This is a genomic window from Comamonas sp. JUb58 (assembly GCF_004364775.1).
Classification (GTDB): domain Bacteria; phylum Pseudomonadota; class Gammaproteobacteria; order Burkholderiales; family Burkholderiaceae_C; genus Comamonas.
On record NZ_SOAL01000019.1, the window covers coordinates 62293 to 85627 of the forward strand.

Sequence of the window (23335 nt, forward strand, 5' to 3'; positions counted from 1 at the left end):
GCGATGAATACCCATAATCAATTGTTTGCCGCTCAGGCCCTGCTGCCCAGCGGCTGGGCCCAGAACGTGCTGCTGCGCTGGGATGCGCAAGGCCGCTTCACGTCTGTCGAAACCGGGGTCGATGCGACCCACTGCGCTGGCGTGGCGCAGGCCGCCGGCCCGGTGCTGCCGGGCATGCCCAACTTGCATTCGCATGCCTTCCAGCGCGGCTTTGCCGGGCTGTCGGAGTTCCGCGGCCAGGCGCAGGACAGCTTTTGGAGCTGGCGCAATCTGATGTACCGCTTTGCGGCCCGGCTGGGGCCCCAGCACCTGGAGGCGATTGCCACCTGGCTCTACATCGAGATGCTGGAAGCGGGCTACACCAGCGTCTGCGAGTTCCACTACCTGCACCACCAGCCGGACGGCCAGGCCTATGCGCCAGATGGCGAGTTGAGCCTGGCGCTGCTGCGTGCGGCGCACACGGCGGGCATCGGCATCACCTTGCTGCCGGTGCTGTACCAGAACAGCGGCTTTGGCGGCCAGGCGCCCAATGAGGGGCAAAAGCGCTTTATCCGCAGCACCGATAACATGCTGCGCCTGCTGGAGACCTTGGCCCCCGCCTGCAACGCCCAAGGCGCGGCTCTGGGCCTGGCGCCGCATTCGCTGCGCGCCGTGGCGCCCCAGGCCTTGCAGGAGGCCGTGCAGGGCCTGCATGCGCTGAATGCCCAGGCACCCGTACACATCCACATTGCCGAGCAAATGGCGGAGGTGAATGCCTGCGTGGCCTGGAGTGGCCAGCGCCCGGTGGCCTGGTTGCTGGACCATATGCCGGTGGACGCGCGCTGGTGCCTAGTGCATGCCACGCACATGGACGAGGCCGAATACGCAGCCGCAGCCGTATCGCAAGCGGTGGCAGGCCTGTGTCCGCTGACGGAAGCCAACCTGGGCGATGGCATCTTCGACCTGCCGCGCTGGCAGGCCGGCAATGGCCGCTGGGGCATTGGCTCGGACAGCCATATCGGCGTGAACGCCGCCGAAGAGCTGATGATGCTGGAGTACAGCCAGCGCCTGCAATCGCAGCAACGCAATGTGGCGGCCAGCGCCCAGCAGCCCCATGTGGGCAGCCATATGCTGCTGGCAGCGGTGCAGGGTGGCGCGCAGGCCAGTGGCCGTGCGGTGGCCGGCCTGGCCGTGGGCCAGCAGGCTGATTGGGTGGAGCTCGATGGCCAGCACCTGGCACTGGCTGGCTTGCCGGCGGCCGAGCAGCTCGATGCCCATGTGTTTGCCAGCAGCCGCAGCAGTGCGGTGGCCCGTGTCTGGGTGGGCGGCCAGTGCCGCGTGGCCGAAGGCCGCCACCCGCTGCACCAGAGCGCGCAGCGCGGCTTTGTCGCCGCACGTACCGAACTTCTTCAGGAGCCATGATCCATGCATTTTGAAACCGACCGCGCCGCCTTCGAGTTCCGCCAAGGCACGGCGCCGCTGCTGATCTCCTTCCCCCATGTGGGCACCTATGTGCCGCCCACGCTGGCCGAGCGCTTTACGCCCGAAGCGCGCGAGGTGCATGACACCGACTGGCACCTGCCGCTGCTCTATGCCTTTGCGCAGGAGATCGGTGCCTCGACCCTGGTGGCCACGCATTCGCGCCTGGTGGTGGACATGAACCGTCCCCCCGATGGCGCCAGCCTCTACCCCGGCCAGAGCGTGACCGGCCTGTGCCCGGTGGACACCTTTGCCGACACCCCCGTCTACCAAAGCGCCGCGCTGCAGCCCGATGATGCCGAGATTGCCCAGCGCCGCGACCAGGTCTGGAAGCCCTACCACGACCAGCTGGCCGCCGAGCTGGCCCGCATCCAGGCGCTGCATGGCGCCGCGGGCCTGTGGGATGCGCATTCGATCCAGTCGGTGCTGCCACGCTTTTTTGAGGGCAAGCTGCCCGATCTGAACCTGGGCACCAACAAGGGCGCCAGCTGCGGCGAAGGCCTGGGCGAAGCGCTGCTGGCCGAGGCGCGCAATGGCGAGGTCGACGGCTTCAGCAGCGTGCTTAATGGCCGCTTTCAGGGCGGCTACATCACGCGCCACTACGGCCAGCCAGCGCAGAACGTGCATGCCATCCAGCTGGAGATGACGCAGAGCAGCTATATGCAGGAGCACATGCCCTTTGATTACCTGCCGGCCGTGGCCGCCAAGGTGCAGCCCCATGTGCGCCGCATGGTGGAGACCTTGCTGGCCTACGTGCAGCAATCGGCACGCTGATCCCGACACCTCCGCAAACGGTATCCCCGGCTTGCAGGGCAGGCCGGGGATGCCGTTTTTTGCTGTACTGGCCCAGCAGGTTTTGCTGCTGACAGGCCGCGTCTGCCAGACAAACCGCCCGACAATAGCGGGCTATGACTACCTCTCGCACCGACAACGCGGCAGCCGCTCCTGCGGCGGCTTTCTGGACCGACCTTGTGCAAGCGCTGGGCCCCAACGGCTTTTCGCGCGGCGCCGACGCCATCCCGCAGAAGTACTGGACCGACTGGAGCGGCACGCCGCCGGTGCCGCCGCTGGCGCTGCTGCGCCCGCGCAGCACGGACGAGGTCAGCGCCTTGTTGCGCATCTGCCATGCCCACCGGGTGCCGGTGGTGCCCCAGGGCGGTCTGACCGGGCTGGCCGGCGCGGCCGTGCCAGTGGCCCAGGGTGTGGCGGTGGCGATGGACCGCATGCACCAGATCGAGGACGTGAATGCGCGCACCGGCCTGATGACCGTGCAGTCCGGGGTGAGCCTGCAGACGGTGCAGGAAGCGGCCGTGGCGGCCGGCTGGGTGTTTGGCGTGGACCTGGGCGCGCGCGGCAGCTGCCAGATTGGCGGCAATGTCTCCACCAATGCGGGCGGCAATGGCGTGCTGCAAAACGGCATGATGCGCGAGCAGGTGCTGGGACTGGAGGTGGTGCTGGCCGATGGCACGGTGCTGCCGATGCTGCGCCCCATGCTGAAGAACAACACCGGCTACGACCTCAAGCAGTTCTTTATCGGTGCCGAGGGAACCCTGGGCATCATCACCCGCGTGCTGCTGCGCCTGCGGCCCGCACCGCAGGCCAAGGCCACCTGCATGGTGGCCCTGCCGGGCTTTGACGAGGCGCTGGCGGTGCTGGCGCGCATGCAGGCCCGTTTTGGCAACAGCGTGGCCGCGTTCGAGCTGATGTGGAGCGACTTTGTGCAGACCTCCATCCAGTGGCAAAAGCTGCAGCCCGCGTTTGCCGAGCAGCACCCGCTGCAGGCGCTGATCGATGTGGACGGCAAGGACGAGGCCGCGCTGCGCGCTGCGGTGGAAGAGGCCTTGGGCGAGGCCATGGAGGCTGGCGAGGTGGTGGATGCGGTGATTGCGCAATCGAGCGAGCAGGCCAGGAGCCTGTGGAAGCTGCGCGAGGCACCGGCCGAGATGACCGCATACATGCACCCACCGGTGAACTTTGACGTCAGCCTGCCCCAGGTGGACATTGGCCGCTTTGCCGCTGCCTGCCGCGCCGCGTTTGATGCGCGCTGGCCCGGCCACCACAGCCTGTTCTTTGGCCATGTGGGCGACGGCAATCTGCATGTCACCACCGACAGCCAAACCATCAATGGCGAGGACGAGGCGCTGGAGGCCGTGCTGTACGGCCTGGTGCAGCAGTTCCAGGGCAGCGTATCGGCCGAGCATGGCATTGGCCTGCACAAGATGCCCTACCTGGGCTTTAGCCGCACCTCGCAAGAGTTGGCTGCGATGCGGGCGATCAAGCAGGCGCTCGATCCGCTGGGGTTGATGAACCCAGGCAAGGTGTTGGCGGCGGACTGAAGTCCGTTCTAGCCCCTGCCTACAGAGCCGGCGCCTGCAGCAATGCATGCGCCGGTTTGCTTTTGGGGGCTGGTCCATGGCCCAGGGCACCGATGTGGTGCGATCTGGCTTTAGCCGGCAGCCTGGCCAGCACGCCACATGCCCGCAGGCCCCGTATCCAGGCGCTTTCCCGGCCCATGGCATAGAAACTGCTACCTTTTGAAACAAACCCGCAATGGATGACAACGTACAAATGGGATGGCATGCAAATGGTGCAGATGGCTGCGATTGACAAGGCCGATACGGCCTGGCTCTTGGTCTCTACGGTGCTGGTGTTGCTGATGACACTGCCGGGCATTGCGCTCTTCTATGCCGGGCTGGTGCGGCGCAAGAACGTGGTCAACACGATGGTAGCGGTGTTTGCGGTGGCGGCCGTGGTGGCGCTCACCTGGTTTGCGCTGGGCTACTCGCTGGCCTTCAGCAAGTCATCGGCCTGGCTGGGCGGGCTGGACCGGGCCTGGTTCTCGTCCATGCGGCTGGATGCGGCGGCCGGCACCGTGTCGGTCAGCCACCTGGCGCCCCATCTGCCCGAGTCGCTGTATGCGCTGTTCCAGATGGCCTTTGCCGTCATCACCACCACCTTGATCATTGGCGCCGTGGTCGAGCGCATGCGCTTTTCGGCGCTGCTGCTGTTCTCGGCGCTGTGGAGCGTGCTGGTCTATGCGCCGGTGGCCCACTGGGTGTGGGAGAGCGATGGCTGGCTCAACAAGCTGGGCGCGCTGGACTTTGCCGGTGGCGCGGTGGTGCACGTCAATGCGGGGGTATCAGCGCTCGTCTGCGCGGCCATGCTGGGCCGGCGCCAGGGCTATGGCCGCCAGGCCTTTGAGCCCCACAGCCTGGGCTGGACGGCGATGGGCGCAGCGCTGCTGCTGATTGGCTGGTTTGGCTTCAATGCCGGCTCGGCGCTGTCGGCCGATGGCCGGGCCGCGCTGGCCATGCTGGTCACCATGGTGGCCGCTGCGGCTGGTGCGCTGTCCTGGATGCTGGTCGAGTGGTGGGTGCGCGGCGCGCCGACCTTGCTGGGCGTGCTCTCGGGTCTGATTGGTGGTCTGGTGGCCATCACACCGGCTGCCGGTTTTGTACAGCTGGGCGGCGCGGTGGCGATTGGCCTGATCGCCGGCGTGGCCTGCTTTTGGGGCGCTACCTGGCTCAAGCGCCGCCTGGGTGTGGATGACTCGCTCGATGTATTTGGTGTGCACGGCGTGGGCGGCATTGCCGGCTCGCTGCTCACCGCCGTGTTTGCCGACCGCGCCATTGCCGGGGTGGATGCCACGGTGCTGAACCAGCTGGTCGCAGTGGCGGCGGTGGCGATTTACAGCGCAGTGGGCACTGCCATTTTGCTGACCTTGATCCGTGTGGTTCTGCCTTTGCGGGTGACCACGCAGCAGGAGCTGGATGGGCTGGATGTCAGCCTGCACCAGGAAAGCCAAAACTGAGTTGAATTGAGATGTGCGGCGCTGCACTGTGCCGCCGCGCTACCCGGCTGCGCCGCCTTGGCTGCGCAGCCGGCCCATCAGGTTCTGCCACGGAGGAGCTTGTATGAACGACAGTGAACGCCTGGCCATCGCCGCGCATTTGCATGTGGCGCTGCGCCGCAAGACGGGCCGGGTCACCGATACCGAGTGGATGGCCAGCGATACCGCGTATGGCCAGGCCATGGCCCAGTTTGCGCTGAACCATGCCCGCAGCCACCAGGACGCAGAGCTGGAGCGGCTGGCGCTGCGTTTTGCCGCCAGCTTGCCGGGCGCGCCAGCACCGGCGGCCGCCACCTTGGGCGCTGCGGTGGCGGGGCCGGCAGCGGATGCTGCTGCGCCGGGCCTGGTGGCGAGTGCCAAGCGCTATGTAGGCGGCTTGCGTTGAAGGGATAGCGAGAGGGAGGGAAGGGGAAGCCCGGGAACAGAAATAGATCGAAACGGAACAAATGATCCATTAATGTATTGAAAAAATACAAATGATCCTTATACTATGCGTATCGCTGCCGGCGCAGGGCTGGTGTCGCATTGTGAAGGAGTGCTCGCATGAGCCATGTCATCCATCGTTCTCTGGCCCAGGTTCCTCTTGTCGCGGTGGGCGGCAAAGGCGTGGCGTTGTTTGACCAGGCCGGCAAGGCCTACCTGGATGCCAGTGGCGGGGCAGCGGTGTCCTGCCTGGGCCATGCGCACCCGGATGTGCTGGCGGCGATGCACCGCCAGCTCGACCAGCTGGCCTATGCCCACACCAGCTTTTTCACCACCGAGGTGCAAGAGGCGCTGGCCGACCACCTGGTCGCGCATGCGCCCGCCGGCATGACGGATGTCTACTTTGTTTCCGGCGGCTCCGAGGCGGTGGAAGCCGCGCTGAAAATGGCACGCCAGTATTTTGTCGAGATCGGCCAGCCCGAGCGCACGCACTTTGTCGCGCGCCGCCAAAGCTACCACGGCAACACCCTGGGTGCCTTGGCCGTGGGCGGCAATGAATGGCGCCGCAAGCAGTTTGCCCCCATCCTGATGGACGTGGGCCGCGTGGCCCCGGCCTATGAATACCGCGATCGCCTGGACGGCGAGAGCCAGCCCGCCTATGTGGCGCGTCTGCTGGCCGAGATCGATGCCAAGTTCCAAGCGCTGGGCCCGGACAAGGTGATCGCCTTTGTGGCCGAGCCGGTGGTGGGCGCGACCTTGGGCGCGGTGGCCGCCCCTGCGGGTTACTGGCAGGGCCTGCGTGCGCTCTGCGACCGCTATGGCATCTTGCTGATTGCTGACGAGGTGATGTGCGGCATGGGCCGCACCGGCAGCCTGCATGCGGTGGAGCAAGAGGGCATCAGCCCCGACCTGATGACCATTGCCAAGGGCCTGGGTGGCGGCTACCAGCCGATTGGCGCGGTGCTGGCGCAGCGCAAGGTCGTCGAGGCCATGCGGCGCGGCAGCGGCATGTTCCAGCATGGCCATACCTATATCGGCCATGCGATGGCGGCGGCCGCCGCACTGGCGGTGCAGCAGGTGATTCAGCGTGACCAGTTGCTGCCCCAGGTGCTGGCGCGTGGCGCCTACCTGCAAAAGCAGCTGCATGCCCGCTTTGACGCGCACCCCCATGTCGGCGATATCCGGGGCCGGGGGCTGTTCTGGGGGGTGGAGCTGGTGCAGGATCGCAGCAGCAAGGCCACGTTTGACCCGGCGTTCAAGCTGCATGCCAAGGTCAAGGCCCAGGCCATGGCCCATGGCTTGCTGTGCTATCCCATGGGTGGCACGATTGACGGTCTGCATGGTGACCATGTGCTGCTGGCGCCGCCCTTTATCAGCAGCGAAGCCGAACTGGACCAGGTGGTGGAGCGCCTGGGCGATGCCATCGACAAAGTGCTGGCCCAGCAGCCGGTCGCTGCCTGAAACGCCCCCGAAACGATCTGAAAGAACCCGCCCGATGACGCCTACCCAGGACCGCCTGCCGCCCTTGCCCCCCGAGGCTTGGAGCGAAGAACAGCGCCGCTATGCCCAGCCCATCATCGATGGCCCGCGCGGCGCGCTGATATCGCCCTTTGTGCCTTTGCTGCGCAGCCCCGAGTTGATGGACCACACCCAGCGTCTGGGCGAGTACCTGCGCTACCGCAGCGCCATCGGTGTGCGCCTGACCGAGCTGGCCATTCTGGTCACGGCCCGGCAGTGGACGCAGCAGGTGGAATGGGCCATCCATGCGCCGATTGCGCTGCGCGAAGGCGTGAGCCAGGCGACCGTGGATGCCGTGGCCCAAGGCCGCCGCCCCGAGACCATGCCTGAGGACGAAGCCGTTGTGCATGACTTCTGCATCGAGCTGCACCAGCAGCGCCAGGTGAGCGACGCGACCTGGGCCCGGGCCCAGCAGCGGTTTGGCGACAAGGGCGTGATGGACCTGATCGGTATCAATGGCTACTACAGCCTGCTGTCGATGGTGATGAATGCGGCGCGCACCACGGTGCCGGCATCCACGGCGCAGCCGCTGGCGCCTTTGGGCTGATCGCTGTGGCATCGCCGACAATCGGCCGATGCGTTTCTCTTCCCACGACCAGCCCCGCTGGTCCCTTGAACCCCTGACCGCGCAGCACCTGGATGGCCTGATGCAGGTGCAACTGGCCTGCTATGGCGCGGACTTTTTGGAGAGCGCCGCGCTGTATGCGGCGCGCTTGGCCAGCCCGGTGCAGTGCTCGCTGGTCATCGTGCAAGGCGCTGAGGTGCTGGCCTATCTTGCCGCCTACCACTCTGTGCTGGGCAAGGTGACGCCCCTGCATGGCGGCTTTGCCTGTGCAGCACCCGCCGATACCCTGTACCTGCATGACATGGCCGTGGCCCCGGCGCGCGCTGGTGAGGGCCTGGCCTCTGCGCTGCTGCAGGCCATGCTGCAACAGGCACAGGCCGATGGGCTGCGCTACTCGGCCTTGGTCTCTGTGATGGGCTCGCAGCCGTATTGGCAGCGCAAGGGCTATGCGCCGCTGCTGCCCTGGTCGGCCCAGGAGCGGGATGCCCTGCACAGCTATGGCGAGGATGCGCAGTACATGGCGCAAGCCCTGGCCTGAGGCCAAACACCAGACGCAAAAAAAGGCCAGCGCATGGCTGGCCGGGGCGGCTTGCTGCGCGACCCGCTTACTGGTGGATGTTGCCGTTGATGGCATGCACGCGCACTTCCACCTCGGTGTTGGCCGCGTTGATGATCTTCACGTCATAGGTCAGCACGCCCAGGTGGTCGTCCAGGTCCACCTCGATGGCCTTGCCGGGGGTGTGCTTCAGCGCAGTGGCGATGGCGTCGCTGATGCTGATCTTGGCAGCGGCCAGGCGGTCGGTGTCCTTTTTCTCGGCGGCACCGTCGTCCTTGTTTTCCAGCACCTGGGCGGCGTCCAGCGCGCTGAACTTGAGCTTGATCTCACGGCCTTGGGCGTTGATGCCGCTGACTTCGTAGATGGGCTGCTTTTTCTTGGTGTCGATCTCGGCTTGCAAGACCTTGAGGCCATGCTGGCTCTGTGCGCTTTGGATGGCCTGCGTCAGATCCAAACGCGCCGCTTGCACGGCGGCGATCTTCTCTGCGGTGCTGGCAAAGGCGCTGCCGCTCAGCGACGCCAGGGCAAGCGTCAAGGCCAGAGCGGTGGTGGAGAGGGTGCGTTGCATGGTCAATCCTTTCAAGCGGAAGCTGATAAACGATAGTCGGTATAAATAATATTAATAGATTTTTATTGGCGATAGCTTGCGCATTGTCAGTGTTTGTCAAGGCCGTTGGAGTAGGTGGTGGCCCTGCACAGCCGTAGGCCAAGACTGCCATGCCGGACAGCGGCAACAGCAGGCCGCTAAAATGCGGCCTTTGTCGCTTTTTTCTTCCTCCACTCCCATGGTCAACAATCAGAATATGGCGAATGCGATCCGCGCACTCGCAATGGATGCCGTTCAACAAGCCAATTCCGGCCACCCTGGCGCGCCGATGGGCATGGCCGATATGGCAGTGGCCTTGTGGAGCAAGCACCTCAAGCACAACCCGCTCAACCCCCAGTGGATCAACCGCGACCGTTTCATCCTGTCGAACGGCCACGGCTCCATGCTGATCTACGCGCTGCTGCACCTGACCGGCTACGACCTGCCGATCAGCGAGCTGAAGAACTTCCGCCAGCTGCACAGCAAGACCCCTGGCCACCCTGAAGTGGACATCACCCCCGGCATCGAGACGACCACCGGCCCGCTGGGCCAGGGCATCACCAATGCGGTGGGCTTTGCGCTGGCAGAAAAGCTGCTGGCGGCTGAATTCAACCGCCCCGGCCACGATGTGGTGGACCACCACACCTATGTGTTTCTGGGCGATGGCTGCCTGATGGAAGGCATCAGCCACGAAGCCTGCGCGCTGGCTGGCGCCTGGAAGCTGAACAAGCTGATCGCGCTGTATGACGACAACGGCATCTCGATCGACGGCAAGGTGCAGCCCTGGTTTGTGGACAACAGCGCCCAGCGTTTTGAAGCCTATGGCTGGAACGTGATTGGCCCGATCGACGGCCACGACCCCAAGGCCGTGAGCGACGCGATTGCCAAGGCCAAGAAGGTTGCGGACAAGCCCACCTTCATCATCTGCAAGACCTCCATCGGCAAGGGCAGCCCGAACCGCCAGGACACCAGCAAGGCCCACGGCGAGCCCCTGGGTGCCGAAGAAATCGGCCTGACCCGCGCAGCGCTGGGCTGGAGCTCGGCCCCGTTCGAGATCCCTGCCGATGTCTACGAAGCCTGGGACCACAAGACCTTTGGCGCCAAGGCCGAATCCACCTGGGATGCGCAGTTTGCCGAATACGCCAAGGCCTTCCCCGAGCTGGCCGCTGAGCTGAAGCGCCGCATGGCTGGTGACCTGCCCAAGCAGTTTGCCCAAGTGGCCGTGGAAGCCGTGGCCCAAGCCCACACCAAGGGCGAGACCGTGGCCAGCCGCAAGGCCAGCCAGCTGGCACTGGAAGACTTCACCGCTGCGCTGCCTGAGCTGCTGGGCGGCTCGGCCGACCTGACCGGCTCCAACCTGACCAACACCAAGTCGACCCCCGCTTTCCGCGTGGACGACAGCGGTGCTGTGGTCAAGACCGAAGACGGCAAGATCGGCCGCCATATCAACTACGGTGTGCGCGAGTTCGGCATGGCCGCCATCATGAACGGCGTGGCGCTGCACGGCGGCTTCATCCCCTACGGCGGCACCTTCCTGACCTTCAGCGACTACAGCCGCAATGCCATCCGTATGGCTGCGCTGATGAAGCGCCGCGTGGTGCATGTGTTCACCCACGACTCCATCGGTCTGGGCGAAGACGGCCCCACCCACCAGTCGATCGAGCACGCTGCCAGCCTGCGCCTGATCCCCAACCTGGATGTGTGGCGCCCTGCGGATACCGCTGAAACCACCGTGGCATGGAGCGTGGCACTGAGCAACCGCAACAAGCCTACGGCCCTGCTGCTGTCGCGCCAGAACCTGCCTTACGCGCCCAAGAATGGTGATGCCATCGGCAACATCAGCCGCGGTGCCTATGTGCTGTCCGAGCCATCGGACATCGGCCTGAACAAGAAGGCGCAAGCCGTGATCATCGCCACCGGCTCCGAAGTGCAGCTGGCCCTGAAGGCTCAGCGCCTCCTGGCCGAGCGCAAGATCGCCGTGCGCGTGGTCTCCATGCCGAGCACGACCACCTTCGACCGCGAAGAGGTGGCCTATAAGAGCAGCGTGCTGCCCGCCGGCCTGCCGCGCGTGGCCGTCGAGATGGGTGTGACCGACTTCTGGTGGAAGTACGGCTGCGCTGCCGTGGTAGGTATTGATACCTTCGGCGAATCGGCGCCTGCTGGCGTGCTGTTCGAGCACTTTGGCTTTACCGCCGACAACGTGGCCAACACGGTGGAAGTGGCCCTGCAAAAGCGTTAATCGCTCAGCGCCTCAGCAACCAAATAACGCAGGGATGCGGGCCGCAGGGCCTGCAGCCTGCGTTTTTTTATGGCTGCTGGTGGGTGATGGTGGCAGTGGAAGAGGGCGGGAGTGGCAGAGTCATGGCGTTGGAGGGGGCGGCCCGGCGTCTGGGGCGGTATTGCAACGGAGCTGGCCATCGGCGGGGACCATTCCCGGCCTGCGCTGCTCTGTCAGAGGATGTATCTGTCCCCGCAGTCACCCCGGCGATACCCAGCGGCTGCCTGGCAATGGCCCACTATTCCATGGTTGGGCCAGTGTTCTCTACAATACGCGGCAAAATCAGACCGCCCCGTCCCCGCACCGCTCTTTGCAGCGTGCCCCTGGCAACGGCTTGGCAGGTCTGGCCCATCCGGCAACCTGGTGCCAACGGCAGCGAGCGTGGCCCAGGCCGGGGGCATGCGGCATTTCATTACTTGGAGATCACTATGGCAATCAAGGTAGGCATCAACGGCTTTGGCCGTATCGGCCGCAATGTGCTGCGCTCTGCAGTGCAGAATTTTTCCGATATCGAAATCGTTGCGATCAACGACCTGCTCGAGCCTGACTACCTGGCCTACATGCTGCAGTACGACAGCGTGCACGGCCGCTTCCAGGGCACGGTTGCCGTCGAAGGCAACACCCTGATCGTCAACGGCAAGAAGATCCGTCTGACGCAAGAGCGCGACCCTGCCAACCTGAAGTGGGACGAAGTCGGCGCCGACGTGGTGATCGAGTCCACCGGCCTGTTCCTGACCAAGGAAACGGCACAAAAGCACATCGATGCGGGCGCCAAGAAGGTGATTCTGTCGGCCCCATCGAAGGACGACACCCCCATGTTCGTGTTTGGCGTGAACTGCAAGACCTACGCCGGTCAAGCCATCATCTCCAACGCATCCTGCACCACCAACTGCCTGGCACCTGTGGCCAAGGTGCTGAACGACAAGTGGGGCATCAAGCGCGGCCTGATGACCACCGTGCACGCAGCGACTGCCACGCAAAAGACCGTGGACGGCCCGTCGAACAAGGACTGGCGCGGCGGCCGTGGCATTCTGGAAAACATCATCCCATCGAGCACCGGCGCTGCCAAGGCCGTGGGCGTGGTGATTCCTGAGCTGAACAAGAAGCTGACCGGCATGTCCTTCCGCGTGCCTACGTCTGACGTGTCCGTGGTCGACCTGACCGTGGAGCTGAACAGCGAAGCCACCTACGAAGAGATCTGCGCCGAAATGAAGGCCCAGTCGCAAGGCGCGCTCAAGGGCGTGCTGGGTTACACCGAAGACAAGGTGGTGGCCACCGACTTCCGTGGCGAGACCTGCACCTCGGTGTTCGACGCCGAAGCCGGTATTGCACTGGACAAGACCTTTGTGAAGGTCGTGTCCTGGTACGACAACGAGTGGGGCTACTCGAACAAGTGCCTGGAAATGGTGCGCGTCGTCACCGCCAAGTAAGCGCCTCGCGCGCTCTGTGCCCGGGTTGTGGCCCAGGGCATGCGACACACAAAACCAGCACCGGCAACGGCGCTGGTTTTTTTGTGCCCGTTTGCAACCGTGTTGGGGCAGAAAGGCCTATATTGGCTTATCGAACCAGGAGATATAGCGATATGGCGCAGCAGGCACAAGCCCAGGCACAGAGCACGACCAGCAACTACCGTGTGGATCTGCACAACCCCCAAGGCCATGCATGGCATGGTGATGAGCCGCAGGCCGTTGGCGGTGGCGATACGGCCCCCAGCCCCATGCAGCTGCTGCTGTCGGCCCTGGGTGCCTGCACGACGATTACGGTGCAGATGTATGCACAGCGCAAGGCCTGGCCGCTGACAGGCGTGAAGGTGGAGCTGGCGCTGAACCCCGATGGCAGTGTCGCCTCGGGCAACGACATCGTGCGAAGCATTCAGCTGGAAGGTGATTTGAGCGAAGAGCAGCGCAGCCGGCTCAAGCAGATTGCAGAAGCCTGCCCGGTGCACAAGTTGTTGGTGGGTGAGGTGCGGGTAACCACGGCGCTGGCTTGAGGCTGGCCGGATACCCGAGACGGCGCGCAGGCCGTACAAAGCGGCGTGCCGCTGAAAGCGCTTTTCAGCGCTTGAAAACGTTCAGAGTGACACTCACAACCTTGAGACGATGTACAAAGCGGTTAGTGAAACTAACGGCTCTGTAGCAAGGTTTCAAAGGCCGTGGTCGTCGCTCTTATTGCACAACGATATTGTTGTGGTCGATGTGGTAATCAAAGTCGGGCTTGGCCAGCGACACGGTCACTGGCTGGCCTTCGATGGTCCAGGACAGCACAAAGCTGGCAATGGCCGTCGAGACATCGACTTCCATGGGGGTGGGAATGGTTTCCAGCTGACCGTCCCCGATGCGGTGCTGAACGATACCTACCACGCGAGCCTTGAAGTTCTCGGGGTAGTTGTGGGAGTGTTGAGTCGTCATTGGTTGTCACCTTTCAATGAGGGGGCACCGAATTCCAGCCTCGCAGGCTAAGCTGCAAAGCTGGAGTCATGGAAGCCGCCAGCACGACCTGGCAAATCTGAGAGTTGCACCGGCTGCCAGAGCGAATCCCTGGGAGCCTGTCGTCGCGCCAGCTGCTGCCGGGCGCTAACACGTTGGAATATGTGGCAGCGAAGCCCTCTCTGGTCATCACCGCCGCACGACTTGTTTGTACCATACACCGAAGGCATTTATGTGTAGGTCTGTTTCGTCGAGGCTTGCGCGTGCTTTGCACCCCTATAGAGGAGCTTGAATATGGATACCAAAGTATTGAGACACTATCCCGGACGCATGGCCGATGTGGGCGGCGTGCCGGTGCTTCGCGCCCTGCCGCAGCGCGGGCGGCGCATGGTGGGCGCATGGTGTTTTCTGGACCACGCGGGCCCCTCGCACTTTGAGAGCGGCCCTGGCATGCAGGTGGGGCCGCACCCGCACACCTGTCTGCAGACCTTTACCTGGATGATCGAGGGCGAGATCCTGCACCGCGACAGTCTGGGCAGCGAGCAGCCGATCCGCCCCGGCCAGGTCAACCTGATGACCGCCGGCAAGGGCATTGCGCATTCGGAAGAAAGCCTGGGCAAGCCGGACTTTCATGCGGTGCAGCTGTGGATTGCGCTGCCCAAGGACCAGCGCTTTATGCCGCCGCGCTTCCAGCATTACCCGCAGCTGCCCCGGCTGCAGCAGCAGGGCATACAGATGACGGTGCTGGCCGGCGACTGGCTGGGCCAGCAGGCGCCCACCGAAGTGCACAGCCCGCTGGTGGCCGTCGATATGGAAGCGGCGCAGGCCACGAGCGCCACCTTGGCACTGCGGCCCGATTTTGAGTATGCGGTGCTCTGCCTGTACGGCGATCTGCAGGTCAACGGCGAGCCGGCCCCGGGCAATGAACTGGTCTACCTGCCCGATGGGCAGACGAGCCTGGATCTGCAATGCGGCGCCGGCAGCCGCTGCATTCTGCTGGGTGGCACGCCCTATGAAGGCGGCGTGATGATCTGGTGGAACTTTGTCGGCCAGAGCCAGGAAGAGATCGAAGGCTTTTTGCGCGACTGGCAAAACGGCGAAGGCTTTGGGGCGCCGGTGGCCTCACCCTTGCCGGCGCTGGTGCCTCCTTCGCTGGAAGGCGTGCATCTGCGCAGCCCGGACGAGGCACCCGCCAAGGACTGATAAACCTTAGGTGTTGGCCATGCGGCGGTGCAAGGTAAAGGGCGGCAGGCTGGCCAGCAGCCGCTGGCCATAGCCGGTGCGCACCAGGCGCTTGTCGTAGCAGTAGACATGGGCCTGGTCCACCTCGGTGCGGATCGCGCGGCCCACCCACTGGGCCAGGCGAATGGCGGTGGCGGGCACGACGATTTCGCTGAAGGGGTCGCGGCCCGAGTTTTTCAACCACTCGGCGCGGGCCTCGTCGACGGGGTCATCGGGCGGTGCAAACGGCAGCTTGGTGATGAACAGCGATTCGCACAGCGCGCCAGGCAGGTCCAGCCCCTCACCAAAGCTTTGCATGCCAAAGATGATGCTGGGCAGGCCTGCGGCAACGCGCTCGCGGTGCTGGTGCAGCAGCTGGCTGCGCGGCAAGGTGTTTTGCACCAGCACGTGCTGGCGCATGGCCGTGGGCAGCGCATCGACCGCCAGGCGCATCTGCTCGCGCGAGGTGAACAGCACCAAGCCGCCCGACTGCACCTGGGCCAGGTCTTCGAGCAGCGCGTCCACCATCTCGCTGGTGAACTGCTGGGGCGTGCGCGGGTCGGCCTGGGTTTCGGTGACGACCAGGCTGCCTTGCTCGGCATAGTTGAAGGGGCTGGCGACCTCCAGGGTGGAGACGGCCGGGTCGTTGTAGAGGCCCGATTCGCGCAAGAAGAAATCGAATTGGCCGCCGCTGGTGAGCGTGGCCGAGGTGAGCACGGCGCCGCGCACCTGGCTCCAGAGATGGTGGCGCAGGGTGGAGCCGGGGATCACCGGGCTGGCATAGGCCTTGATCGCCACAAAATCGCCCACGACATCCAGGGTGAACCACTTGGCCGCCGGCACGCTGCCCTGGGGCGCATCCTGCAGCAGCAGCTGGGTGGTGTCATGCACGGCCTCCAGGCGCGGGGCCAGGCTGCCCACCTGGGCATACAGGGTGGACAGGCGCTTGGCCTCATCGGGCCGGTCGCGCATCTGCGAGCGCAGGGCCTTGGAGATGGCCTGCAGCACATCCAGAAAAGCGCTGGCGTGGTGCGCGGCCTGGGCCAGCGGCTCGACCAGTGCGGGCGGCAGTTCGCCACGCGGCAGGCGCACGCGGGCAGGGCCCCGTCCGCCTGATTGCAGCTGCTGGCGCATGCCTTCGCCGTATTCGTCCATCAACAGCCTGGCGCAATCCTGCAAATGCTGGCGCAGCTGGGCGGAATGGCGCGGGATGTCGGCGATCTCGCTGACCTCCACCAAGGCGCCCACGCGCTGCGCGCGGCTGGCGAGCTTGTCGATCCAGGTGAGCTGGCTCAGGTTCATCTCGCAGGCGAACTGCGACAGCGCGGTGCCGGGCAGGTGGTGGGCCTCGTCCAGGATCAGCAGGCAGTTGTCCAGCTCGGGCAGCAGGCGCGCGCCCAAGGTGGACAGCAGCAGATCATGGTTGGCCACCAGCACCTGGGCCTGGACCAGGTCCTTGCGTTTTTCGTAATAGGTGCAGCTGCCAAACACCGGGCAGTGCTTGCCGGTGCAGGAGCTGCCTTCGGCGGCGACCGGGCTCCAGACCTCGGGCTCGGGCGGGGTGTCCAGGCTGTCGCGGTCACCATCCCAGCCCCGGGTGGTCAGCGCATCGGCCATGCTGGTGTAGAACTGCAGGCGCGCCGCATTCTCCTGTGGGCTGCGCTGTGACTGGCGCGCCTGCGCGGCTTCTTCGGGAAAGAAATCGTCGTCGATGGGCTCGCCGCCGTCCGTGCCATCGCCCTGGGCCACGCTCGCCAGGCGCTCGAGCTTGAGCTTGCAGACATAGCGGCCCCGGCCCTTGGCCAGCGCGTATTTGAATGGCTGGTCCATCTGCTGGGCCAGCGCCGGCAAATCCTTGTTCACCAGCTGCTCCTGGAGCGCCACCGTGGCCGTCGAGATCAGCACCCGGGTGCCCCGCTGCAGCGCCATCGCAATGGCAGGCACCGCATAGGCCAGCGATTTGCCCACGCCCGTGCCGGCCTGGATCACCGCAATGGCGCGTTGCGGCTCTTCGTCCTCTTCGAGCTTGCCCAGCTGGGCCGCAGCAAAGGTCTCGGCCACTTTTTCGGCCATCAGCCGCTGGCCGGGGCGCGAGCGAAAGCCACCCTCGATATTGACCATGCGATCGAAGGCGGAAACAGCGCTGCGGGCCCATTCGGAACTAGACATAGGCGGGGAGTGTGGCATGGATCGGCAGGCCAGCAGGATACTGGGGTTTTATCCTGTATTTTGAAAATGTTAATGGGTATTAGTAGAACCTATTAATAGTCTTGCAAATGTGTAGTGATACTCACATTTGTCTGCATTTTTTGAACTTTATCTGCACTAGATTGATGTGCGGTTGCAGGCTATGGGAGTGAGGCAAAACAATGACTGAGCGAGCATTTAGAAATGCAGCAATAAGGTACGTGCCTTCCTGTTATCCACGTCACTCAAGGTCAGAGTGGCCAACGATCAAATCACGACCACAGTCCTTGGCTGCAAATCAAAAATCAGCAAGCGGCCCCTGAAAAGCGCTGAGGCACTGCCCCAGACCTCCTACTATCGAGATAATCCCCATGCCCAAACTCACACCCGTCATCCTGTGCGGTGGCAATGGAACCAGCGAGGGCGCAATGCTGACCTTTGGCATTGTGGCCAACCGGCCGGAGACGGGCTACGGCGATATCCAGAAAGGGCCGGAAGCCTTGGCTGTGCGATGCCCGCACCCAGGGCCTGGCGCGTGCCGCCAGCTACTCCTGGCAGCGCTGCGCAGCGGAGACCTTGGCGGTTTACCAGGCGCTGTGAGGCGGCGAATGTCTTAGACCTGGCTGTCGGGCCAATCCACAAACGAATGCCGCAAGCCCGTCCACACCGCTGGCCCCTGCGCCATCTCGGCATCGCTGAGCAGGCAGCTGTCCAGCTGCGCGCGCAGGGCAGGCTCATCCATGTCCATGCCGATCAATACCAGCTCCTGGCGGGCATCGCCTACGCGCTCATCCCAGGCTTTGCGGATCAGGGCCAGGGCTTCCGCGTCCTGCGGCCAGCGTTCTTCGGGCACAGCAGCCCACCAGTAACCGGCAGCGCTGTGGCGGGCCACGGCACCGGCTTGTGACCACTGGCCTGCCAATGTGGGGTGGCTGGCCAGCCAGAAGAAGCCTTTGGAGCGCACCACCCCTGGCCACTCCTGGTTGATCAGCGCAAAAAAGCGCTCGGGGTGGAAAGGGCGGCGTGCGCGGTAGACAAAGCTGCTGATGCCATAGGCCTCCGTCTCGGGCTGGTGGCTGCCGCGCAGCTCCTGCAGCCAGCCAGGGGCCTGGGAGGCCTGCTCAAAATCGAACAGGCCCGTTTGCAGCACTTTGTGCAGGGGCACCTGGCCAAACTCGGCCAGCTCAATGCGGGCGCGGCGGTTCAAGCCACGCAAGATGCCCATCAGCTGCTCGCGCTCGGCGCCAGATACCAGATCGGCCTTGTTGAGCACGATCACATCGCAGAACTCGATCTGCTCGACCAGCAGGTCTACAACGGTGCGCTGGTCCTCATCGCCCAGCGATTGGCCGCGCGCCTGCAGGTGGTCGCGCGAGCTATAGTCGCGCAAAAAATTGAAGGCATCGACCACCGTGACCATCGTGTCCAGCTGCGCCACATCGCCCAGGCTGCGGCCGTCCTCTCCGGCAAAGGTAAAGGTCTCTGCCACGGGCAGGGGCTCGGAGATACCAGTGGACTCGATCACCAGCTGGTCAAAGCGGCCTTCGCTGGCCAGGCGGTTGACCTCCACCAGCAGATCCTCGCGCAGGGTGCAGCAGATGCAGCCATTGCTCATCTCCACCAGCTTCTCATCGGTGCGTGAGAGCTCAGCCCCGCCCTGGCGCACGAGGGCGGCGTCGATATTGACCTCGGACATGTCATTGACGATGACCGCCACGCGCCGGCCTTCGCGGTTGTTCAGGATGTGATTGAGGAGGGTGGTTTTGCCGGCACCCAGGAATCCCGAGAGCACGGTGACGGGGAGTTTGGCTGGGCGCGTCGTTGCCAGTGGGTAGGAGAGGGTGCTGGAAGTCATCGTGGAATGCGGGGTTGGCGCTGGCTGGGGTGGCTTGCTGCATGCCCAGGCCAGCGTTGGGTGGTGCCTGTGTTGGTAATGCGATATGTTATAACATAACAAATTGAAGCTCGTTTTTCTCAAACGTTCAACGGGAACCGGGAGGAGGGCAGCTGTTGAGATGTGGAAAGGACAACGATGATTCCAAGAACCTACGCGCAGTGGCGGCACTGCATCACCGTCGAATGCGGCATCCCCTTGAGCGCAGACTTCATCGCGCAACGCCTGGCGGTCTGGCGCAATCCGGGGCTGGAGGAAACCCAGCGCTTTCGGCGCCTCTACGGCTATGCGCATTGGCAGGCGGTGCAGCACTGGTTGGTGCAAGCCGCGCAAGAGCAGGAGGCCGCCGCCGCTGCGGAGCCCCCGCTGGCAGCGTCCGCACAGCAGACCGGCTAAACTCTGGCCTCTGCCTTTGTTGTCACCATGTCCACAGTCGCCAAAACGCCCCAGCCCGAGTTGACCAAGCACCAAGCCCTGGTGCTCGAAGCGCTTGCGCGCGAGGCCAATCCGGCCAGTGCCTATGCCTTGCTGGACCAGCTGCGCGACGAGGGCCTGCGCGCGCCCCAGCAGGTGTACCGCGCGCTGGACAAGCTGATCGAATACGGTCTGGTGCACCGGGTCGAGAGCCTCAACTCCTTTGTGGTCTGCGCCCATACCCATGCCGAAGGCCATGACCATGGCCTGGTGGTGTTCGCCATCTGCGATAACTGCGGCCAGGTCGATGAGTTCCTGGAGCCTGCGGTGGAACGGCGCCTCAAGACCTGGTCCAAGACCAACGGCTTCCGGCCCAGCAGCACCCATGTCGAGATGCATGGCACCTGCAGCCGCTGCGCTGCTGCACCGGCGGCCTGAGCGCCTCGGATCGCTGTTTCTCCCCCCCCTCTCTTTCCTGCATTTCCTCTCTGCATAGCCTGGCCGCAGCTGCCAAGCTGGGCCGTGCTTTTTCCCCCGCATTTTCATTTAATGTTATAACATCACATTTTTGAAGATGCTGCAGGTGCACATTCGATGCCGTCCAGATGACCTGGGCAGCAGCGCACCTGCGAATGGGTGCGTTATGGGATCAATACAAAAAAGCAGGCGCCGCAGCGCCTTGCAGGCCTCGGCGCTGGCGCGCTGCCTGCTGGCGCTGGGCATGAGCGCGCTGCTCTGGGGGGGCGTGCTATGGGCGGTGCAGCAGACATGATGCAGTCCGTTCCCAGCCTGCCTGCAGCAGCAGTGCATGGCGTCGATATCGAACTCTCCAACCTCGGTCTGGGCTACGGCGGCAAGCTGGCGCTGCGGGGTGTCAGCGGGCAGTTTGCGGCGGGCTCGATGACGGCCATCGTCGGGCCGAACGGCGGCGGCAAATCAACCTTGCTCAAAGGCTTGCTGGGGCAGCTCGCGCCCATGCAGGGGTCGCTGCGCTGCCGCTATCCGCGTGCGGCGCTGGGCTATCTGGCGCAGGCCTGCGAGGTGGAGCGTGACTTTCCGATCAGCGTGGAAGACTTTGTCAGCATGGGCCTGTGGGCGCAGACGGGCGCGCTGAGGGCCGTCTGCGATGCGCAGCGGGGGCAGATCAGCAAGGCCTTGGCAACCGTGGGCCTGCAGGGCTGGCAGCCGCGCTGGATTGCCGAGCTCTCGGGCGGGCAGTTTCAGCGCATGCGCTTTGCCCGGCTCTGGGTGCAGAACCCGCCGGTGATCCTGCTGGACGAACCCTTTACCGGTGTCGATGAGCCCTCCATCGATGTGCTGCTGCAGCTATTGCAGCAGTGGCATGTGCGGGGCCGCACCGTGCTGGCTGTGCTGCATGACCGCGAGATGGTGGAGGCGTTCTTTCCCGAGGCCTTGGCGCTGGCGGGCACCCAGCTGGGCTGGGGCGCCACCGCCGATGTGCTGCCGAGCCTGGCAGCACGCGCAGGTGCCAGGAGGCGCGCATGATCGCCGAGCTGTTGTGGCAGCCCTTTGTGGACTACGGCTTCATGCGCCGCGCGCTGGCCGGCTGCCTGGCCTTGAGCGCTGGCGCCGCGCCCTTGGGCACCATCTTGCTGCTGCGCCGTATGAGCCTGGTGGGCGATGCCATGTCGCATGCCATCTTGCCGGGCGCGGCCATGGGCTATTTGCTGTTTGGCCTGTCCTTGCCGGCGATGACGATTGGCGGCCTGGCGGCCGGCCTGATCGTGGCCATGCTCTCGGGCGTGGTGACCCGCTACACCGCCTTGCGCGAGGACGCGAGCTTTGCCGGTTTCTACCTGATCTCGCTGGCGCTTGGCGTCTTGCTGATCTCGCTGCGCGGCTCCAATGTGGATCTGCTGCATGTGCTGTTTGGCTCGGTGCTGGCGCTGGACGATCCCACCCTGTACCTGACCGCCACCATCGCCAGCCTGTCGATGCTGGGTCTGGCATTGATGTACCGGCCCTTGCTGATGGAGTGCCTGGACCCCGGCTTTCTGCGCCTGCAGGGGCGCATGGGCAGCATCAGCCATGCACTGTTCATGCTGCTGCTCGTGCTCAACCTGGTGGGCGGCTTCCATTCGCTGGGCACCTTGATGGCGGTGGCCCTGGTGGTGCTGCCCGCCGCCAGTGCGCGGTTCTGGCTGCGCGGCGTGGGCCTGCAGATGGCGTTGTCCACCGCCATCGCGATGGCCGGCAGCGTGCTGGGCCTGTTGCTGTCCTACCACGCGGGCATTGCGGCATCGGCCGCCATCACCTTGAGCCTGGGCTGCCTGTACCTGTTGTCGCTCTGCCTGGGCCGGCTGGGCAGCGTGCGCGCGCAGCGCCAAAGGCCGGCCAACGATTCTGTGTCTGAACCGATGGGAGTATCCAAATGAGCAACTTTTACCTGAACCGCCGCGCGCTGCTGGGGCTGGCGCTGACCAGCGCCCTGCCTGTTGGCTCCGTCTGGGCTGCGGGCCAGCCGCTGCCCGTGGTGGCCAGCTTTTCGATCTTGCAGGATCTGACGCGCCAGGTCGGCGGTGACCTGGTCAGCGTCTCTCCCCTGGTTGGGCCCGATGGCGATGCCCATGTGTTTGAGCCCACACCGCAGCAGGCGCGCCAGCTGCAGCAGGCCAAAGTGCTGGTGTCCAATGGCCTGGATTTTGAAAGCTGGATGCCGCGCCTCAAGAAGGCCGCAGGCTTTAAAGGCCAGGAGATCGTGGCATCGCAGGGCATTGCGGTGCGCGCGCTGCCCAAGGGCCAGGGCCATGACCACGGGCACGACCATGGCGCTGACAAGGCGGGGCATGACCACGATCACGACCATGACCATGGACACGGCCACAACCATGGCCCCAACGACCCCCATGCATGGCAGGACGTGAAAAACGCCATCATCTATGTGCGCAACATCGCCAAGGGCTTGGCTACGGCAGATCCGGCCAACGCGGCCCAGTACGACAAGCAGGCCACGCAGTACATCGCCCGCCTGACGGCCCTGGACGCCAGCCTGCGCCAGCGCTTTGCCGCCGTGCCCGCAGCGCGCCGCACCGTCGTCAGCACCCACGATGCCTTTGGCTACTTTGCCCAGGCCTATGGCCTGCGCTTTGTGCCAGTGCGCGGCCTGTCGACCGAGTCCGAGCCTTCGGCGCGAGACATGGCAGCGCTGGTCAAGCAGGTGCGCGAAGAGCGCATTGGCGCCATCTTCCTGGAGAACATCTCCGACCCGCGCCTGCTGGAGCAGCTGTCGCGCGAGACGGGTGCTGCCATCGGTGGCCGCCTCTACTCCGATGCGCTGTCGCCTGCGGGGGGCCCCGCCAGCACCTATATCGATATGGTCGAGGCCAATGCGGCCACCTTGCTCAAGGCCCTGCAGGCGGGCTGATCACCTCCTGTCACGCTGGGCCCCACCAACGCAAACATGGGGCCCATGCAATGTGCACTGCATAAACCCGGTCAGGGCGGCTGGGTCAGCGCCTCTCTTGCTGGAAGCCCGCATCAGGCAACGGCGGCTTGATTTTTTTCCGCCGGATGTCATCTTGGCTGCCCTCAAGATGCGTCTTTGCAACAGCATCTGGCCTTTCAGAACGGCCGCCTGCCGCTGCCGGTACCGACGTTTTGGGAAGGCCAGTTAGCTGGGTGTCTGGAGCTCGCACACAACTGGTGCGTCTCGGGTTGAAGCGCATGCAAGCATTTTCCAGACTTGCTGTAATGCTATTAAAAACATAGTGACTGGCCACCTCTCCTGGCCCATCGCCGCTGCGGGCTATAGCCATTGGACATACCTGCAGTGACCGAAATCTTCAATCATTCTTAAAATACTATAAAACTATCAATATCTTATATACATAAGAAATTGACTAAATGTCACTTATGATGCGACCTGGCCAGAACTGATATGGGTTGCCTGGCATCGATAAATTTAATTAATTTTTGATGGGTCAGCAGCAGATGTGCCG

Annotated in this window: 22 protein-coding genes; 18 read left to right on the forward strand and 4 right to left on the reverse strand. The window is 64.5% G+C overall.

The genetic code is table 11. The features are described 5' to 3' along the window. Positions 1–3: 3 nt before the first annotated feature. The 8 genes from EDF71_RS19225 (at position 4) to EDF71_RS19260 (ending at position 8352) form a co-directional block, all read left to right on the forward strand. The gene (locus tag EDF71_RS19225) at positions 4–1401 is read left to right on the forward strand and encodes a formimidoylglutamate deiminase (protein ID WP_133858167.1); all 1398 of its coding nucleotides are present in this window, start codon (positions 4–6) and stop codon (positions 1399–1401) included. A 3-nt stretch (positions 1402–1404) separates the two neighbouring features. After that, positions 1405–2232, forward strand: a complete 828-nt coding sequence (hutG, locus tag EDF71_RS19230) for an N-formylglutamate deformylase (protein WP_133858168.1) — start codon at positions 1405–1407, stop codon at positions 2230–2232. A gap of 134 nt (positions 2233–2366) precedes the next feature. Further along, positions 2367–3794: an FAD-binding oxidoreductase gene (locus EDF71_RS19235; protein ID WP_133858169.1), complete on the forward strand. Its 1428-nt coding sequence runs from the start codon at positions 2367–2369 to the stop codon at positions 3792–3794. 242 nt (positions 3795–4036) lie between these two features. After that, positions 4037–5269, forward strand: coding sequence for an ammonium transporter (locus tag EDF71_RS19240; protein ID WP_133858219.1), 1233 nt, complete (start codon positions 4037–4039; stop codon positions 5267–5269). A gap of 103 nt (positions 5270–5372) precedes the next feature. Then, positions 5373–5693, forward strand: a complete 321-nt coding sequence (locus tag EDF71_RS25475; protein WP_243854365.1) for a hypothetical protein — start codon at positions 5373–5375, stop codon at positions 5691–5693. Positions 5694–5851: 158 nt separating this feature from the next. Then, on the forward strand, positions 5852–7192 hold the full coding sequence (locus tag EDF71_RS19250; protein WP_133858170.1) for an aspartate aminotransferase family protein: 1341 nt from the start codon (positions 5852–5854) through the stop codon (positions 7190–7192). Between the two features lie 34 nt (positions 7193–7226). Next, entirely contained in the window at positions 7227–7796 is a 570-nt protein-coding gene (locus tag EDF71_RS19255) for a carboxymuconolactone decarboxylase family protein (protein ID WP_133858171.1), read from the forward strand. A 28-nt stretch (positions 7797–7824) separates the two neighbouring features. Continuing rightward, complete coding sequence (locus EDF71_RS19260; protein ID WP_133858172.1) at positions 7825–8352, forward strand: GNAT family N-acetyltransferase; 528 nt, start codon at positions 7825–7827, stop codon at positions 8350–8352. Positions 8353–8419: 67 nt separating this feature from the next. Here EDF71_RS19260 and EDF71_RS19265 read toward each other — a convergent pair whose 3' ends face one another. Further along, positions 8420–8938 carry a PepSY domain-containing protein gene (locus tag EDF71_RS19265; protein ID WP_133858173.1) on the reverse strand — a complete coding sequence of 173 codons (519 nt, stop codon included), beginning with the start codon at positions 8936–8938 and terminating at the stop codon, positions 8420–8422. Positions 8939–9155: 217 nt separating this feature from the next. On the opposite strand from EDF71_RS19265, the gene tkt reads away from it, so the two are divergent. The 3 genes from tkt to EDF71_RS19280 all read left to right on the forward strand — a co-directional run bounded on the left by tkt (position 9156) and on the right by EDF71_RS19280 (position 13224). Then, positions 9156–11195: a transketolase gene (tkt, locus tag EDF71_RS19270; protein ID WP_133858174.1), complete on the forward strand. Its 2040-nt coding sequence runs from the start codon at positions 9156–9158 to the stop codon at positions 11193–11195. A 467-nt stretch (positions 11196–11662) separates the two neighbouring features. After that, a complete protein-coding gene (gap, locus tag EDF71_RS19275) occupies positions 11663–12664 on the forward strand; it encodes a type I glyceraldehyde-3-phosphate dehydrogenase (RefSeq protein WP_133858175.1) in 1002 nt (333 codons plus the stop codon). Positions 12665–12816: 152 nt separating this feature from the next. Next, positions 12817–13224, forward strand: coding sequence for an OsmC family protein (locus EDF71_RS19280; protein WP_133858176.1), 408 nt, complete (start codon positions 12817–12819; stop codon positions 13222–13224). A 175-nt stretch (positions 13225–13399) separates the two neighbouring features. On the opposite strand, the gene EDF71_RS19285 is transcribed toward EDF71_RS19280, so the two are convergent. After that, entirely contained in the window at positions 13400–13642 is a 243-nt protein-coding gene (locus tag EDF71_RS19285) for a hypothetical protein (RefSeq protein ID WP_133858177.1), read from the reverse strand. Between the two features lie 312 nt (positions 13643–13954). On the opposite strand from EDF71_RS19285, the gene EDF71_RS19290 reads away from it, so the two are divergent. After that, positions 13955–14863, forward strand: coding sequence for a pirin family protein (locus EDF71_RS19290; protein ID WP_133858178.1), 909 nt, complete (start codon positions 13955–13957; stop codon positions 14861–14863). A 6-nt stretch (positions 14864–14869) separates the two neighbouring features. Here the strand turns inward: EDF71_RS19290 and dinG are convergent, their stop codons facing one another. Then, positions 14870–17050, reverse strand: coding sequence for an ATP-dependent DNA helicase DinG (dinG, locus tag EDF71_RS19295; protein WP_133858179.1), 2181 nt, complete (start codon positions 17048–17050; stop codon positions 14870–14872). A 631-nt stretch (positions 17051–17681) separates the two neighbouring features. After that, positions 17682–18923, reverse strand: coding sequence for a zinc metallochaperone GTPase ZigA (zigA, locus tag EDF71_RS19305; protein WP_133858181.1), 1242 nt, complete (start codon positions 18921–18923; stop codon positions 17682–17684). A gap of 177 nt (positions 18924–19100) precedes the next feature. Between zigA and EDF71_RS19310 the strand changes: the two genes are divergently transcribed. From EDF71_RS19310 to EDF71_RS19330, 6 genes are all read left to right on the forward strand, one after another. Next, positions 19101–19358 carry a hypothetical protein gene (locus EDF71_RS19310; protein WP_208301092.1) on the forward strand — a complete coding sequence of 86 codons (258 nt, stop codon included), beginning with the start codon at positions 19101–19103 and terminating at the stop codon, positions 19356–19358. A 27-nt stretch (positions 19359–19385) separates the two neighbouring features. After that, on the forward strand, positions 19386–19814 hold the full coding sequence (locus EDF71_RS19315; protein WP_133858183.1) for a Fur family transcriptional regulator: 429 nt from the start codon (positions 19386–19388) through the stop codon (positions 19812–19814). Between the two features lie 205 nt (positions 19815–20019). Next, positions 20020–20148 (forward strand): hypothetical protein, encoded by a 129-nt coding sequence (locus tag EDF71_RS25590; protein WP_279586298.1) that lies wholly within the window; start codon positions 20020–20022, stop codon positions 20146–20148. Beyond that, positions 20148–20882 (forward strand): ABC transporter ATP-binding protein, encoded by a 735-nt coding sequence (locus EDF71_RS19320; RefSeq protein WP_133858184.1) that lies wholly within the window; start codon positions 20148–20150, stop codon positions 20880–20882. The genes EDF71_RS25590 and EDF71_RS19320 overlap by 1 nt, the downstream gene beginning before the upstream one ends. Continuing rightward, entirely contained in the window at positions 20879–21772 is an 894-nt protein-coding gene (locus EDF71_RS19325; RefSeq protein WP_133858185.1) for a metal ABC transporter permease, read from the forward strand. Before EDF71_RS19320 ends, EDF71_RS19325 begins: the two co-directional genes overlap by 4 nt. Further along, complete coding sequence (locus EDF71_RS19330; protein ID WP_133858186.1) at positions 21769–22761, forward strand: metal ABC transporter substrate-binding protein; 993 nt, start codon at positions 21769–21771, stop codon at positions 22759–22761. The genes EDF71_RS19325 and EDF71_RS19330 overlap by 4 nt, the downstream gene beginning before the upstream one ends. The last annotated feature ends 574 nt before the right edge of the window (positions 22762–23335 follow it).

What these genes read in the sequence shown, in the direction of transcription:
- EDF71_RS19225 (WP_133858167.1), top strand. Translation starts at nt 4, where the DNA reads ATGAATACCCATAATCAATTGTTTGCCGCTCAGGCCCTGCTGCCCAGC.
- hutG (WP_133858168.1), top strand. Translation starts at nt 1,405, where the DNA reads ATGCATTTTGAAACCGACCGCGCCGCCTTCGAGTTCCGCCAAGGCACG.
- EDF71_RS19235 (WP_133858169.1), top strand. Translation starts at nt 2,367, where the DNA reads ATGACTACCTCTCGCACCGACAACGCGGCAGCCGCTCCTGCGGCGGCT.
- EDF71_RS19240 (WP_133858219.1), top strand. Translation starts at nt 4,037, where the DNA reads ATGCAAATGGTGCAGATGGCTGCGATTGACAAGGCCGATACGGCCTGG.
- EDF71_RS25475 (WP_243854365.1), top strand. Translation starts at nt 5,373, where the DNA reads ATGAACGACAGTGAACGCCTGGCCATCGCCGCGCATTTGCATGTGGCG.
- EDF71_RS19250 (WP_133858170.1), top strand. Translation starts at nt 5,852, where the DNA reads ATGAGCCATGTCATCCATCGTTCTCTGGCCCAGGTTCCTCTTGTCGCG.
- EDF71_RS19255 (WP_133858171.1), top strand. Translation starts at nt 7,227, where the DNA reads ATGACGCCTACCCAGGACCGCCTGCCGCCCTTGCCCCCCGAGGCTTGG.
- EDF71_RS19260 (WP_133858172.1), top strand. Translation starts at nt 7,825, where the DNA reads ATGCGTTTCTCTTCCCACGACCAGCCCCGCTGGTCCCTTGAACCCCTG.
- EDF71_RS19265 (WP_133858173.1), bottom strand. Translation starts at nt 8,938, where the DNA reads ATGCAACGCACCCTCTCCACCACCGCTCTGGCCTTGACGCTTGCCCTG.
- tkt (WP_133858174.1), top strand. Translation starts at nt 9,156, where the DNA reads ATGGTCAACAATCAGAATATGGCGAATGCGATCCGCGCACTCGCAATG.
- gap (WP_133858175.1), top strand. Translation starts at nt 11,663, where the DNA reads ATGGCAATCAAGGTAGGCATCAACGGCTTTGGCCGTATCGGCCGCAAT.
- EDF71_RS19280 (WP_133858176.1), top strand. Translation starts at nt 12,817, where the DNA reads ATGGCGCAGCAGGCACAAGCCCAGGCACAGAGCACGACCAGCAACTAC.
- EDF71_RS19285 (WP_133858177.1), bottom strand. Translation starts at nt 13,642, where the DNA reads ATGACGACTCAACACTCCCACAACTACCCCGAGAACTTCAAGGCTCGC.
- EDF71_RS19290 (WP_133858178.1), top strand. Translation starts at nt 13,955, where the DNA reads ATGGATACCAAAGTATTGAGACACTATCCCGGACGCATGGCCGATGTG.
- dinG (WP_133858179.1), bottom strand. Translation starts at nt 17,050, where the DNA reads ATGTCTAGTTCCGAATGGGCCCGCAGCGCTGTTTCCGCCTTCGATCGC.
- zigA (WP_133858181.1), bottom strand. Translation starts at nt 18,923, where the DNA reads ATGACTTCCAGCACCCTCTCCTACCCACTGGCAACGACGCGCCCAGCC.
- EDF71_RS19310 (WP_208301092.1), top strand. Translation starts at nt 19,101, where the DNA reads ATGATTCCAAGAACCTACGCGCAGTGGCGGCACTGCATCACCGTCGAA.
- EDF71_RS19315 (WP_133858183.1), top strand. Translation starts at nt 19,386, where the DNA reads ATGTCCACAGTCGCCAAAACGCCCCAGCCCGAGTTGACCAAGCACCAA.
- EDF71_RS25590 (WP_279586298.1), top strand. Translation starts at nt 20,020, where the DNA reads ATGGGATCAATACAAAAAAGCAGGCGCCGCAGCGCCTTGCAGGCCTCG.
- EDF71_RS19320 (WP_133858184.1), top strand. Translation starts at nt 20,148, where the DNA reads ATGCAGTCCGTTCCCAGCCTGCCTGCAGCAGCAGTGCATGGCGTCGAT.
- EDF71_RS19325 (WP_133858185.1), top strand. Translation starts at nt 20,879, where the DNA reads ATGATCGCCGAGCTGTTGTGGCAGCCCTTTGTGGACTACGGCTTCATG.
- EDF71_RS19330 (WP_133858186.1), top strand. Translation starts at nt 21,769, where the DNA reads ATGAGCAACTTTTACCTGAACCGCCGCGCGCTGCTGGGGCTGGCGCTG.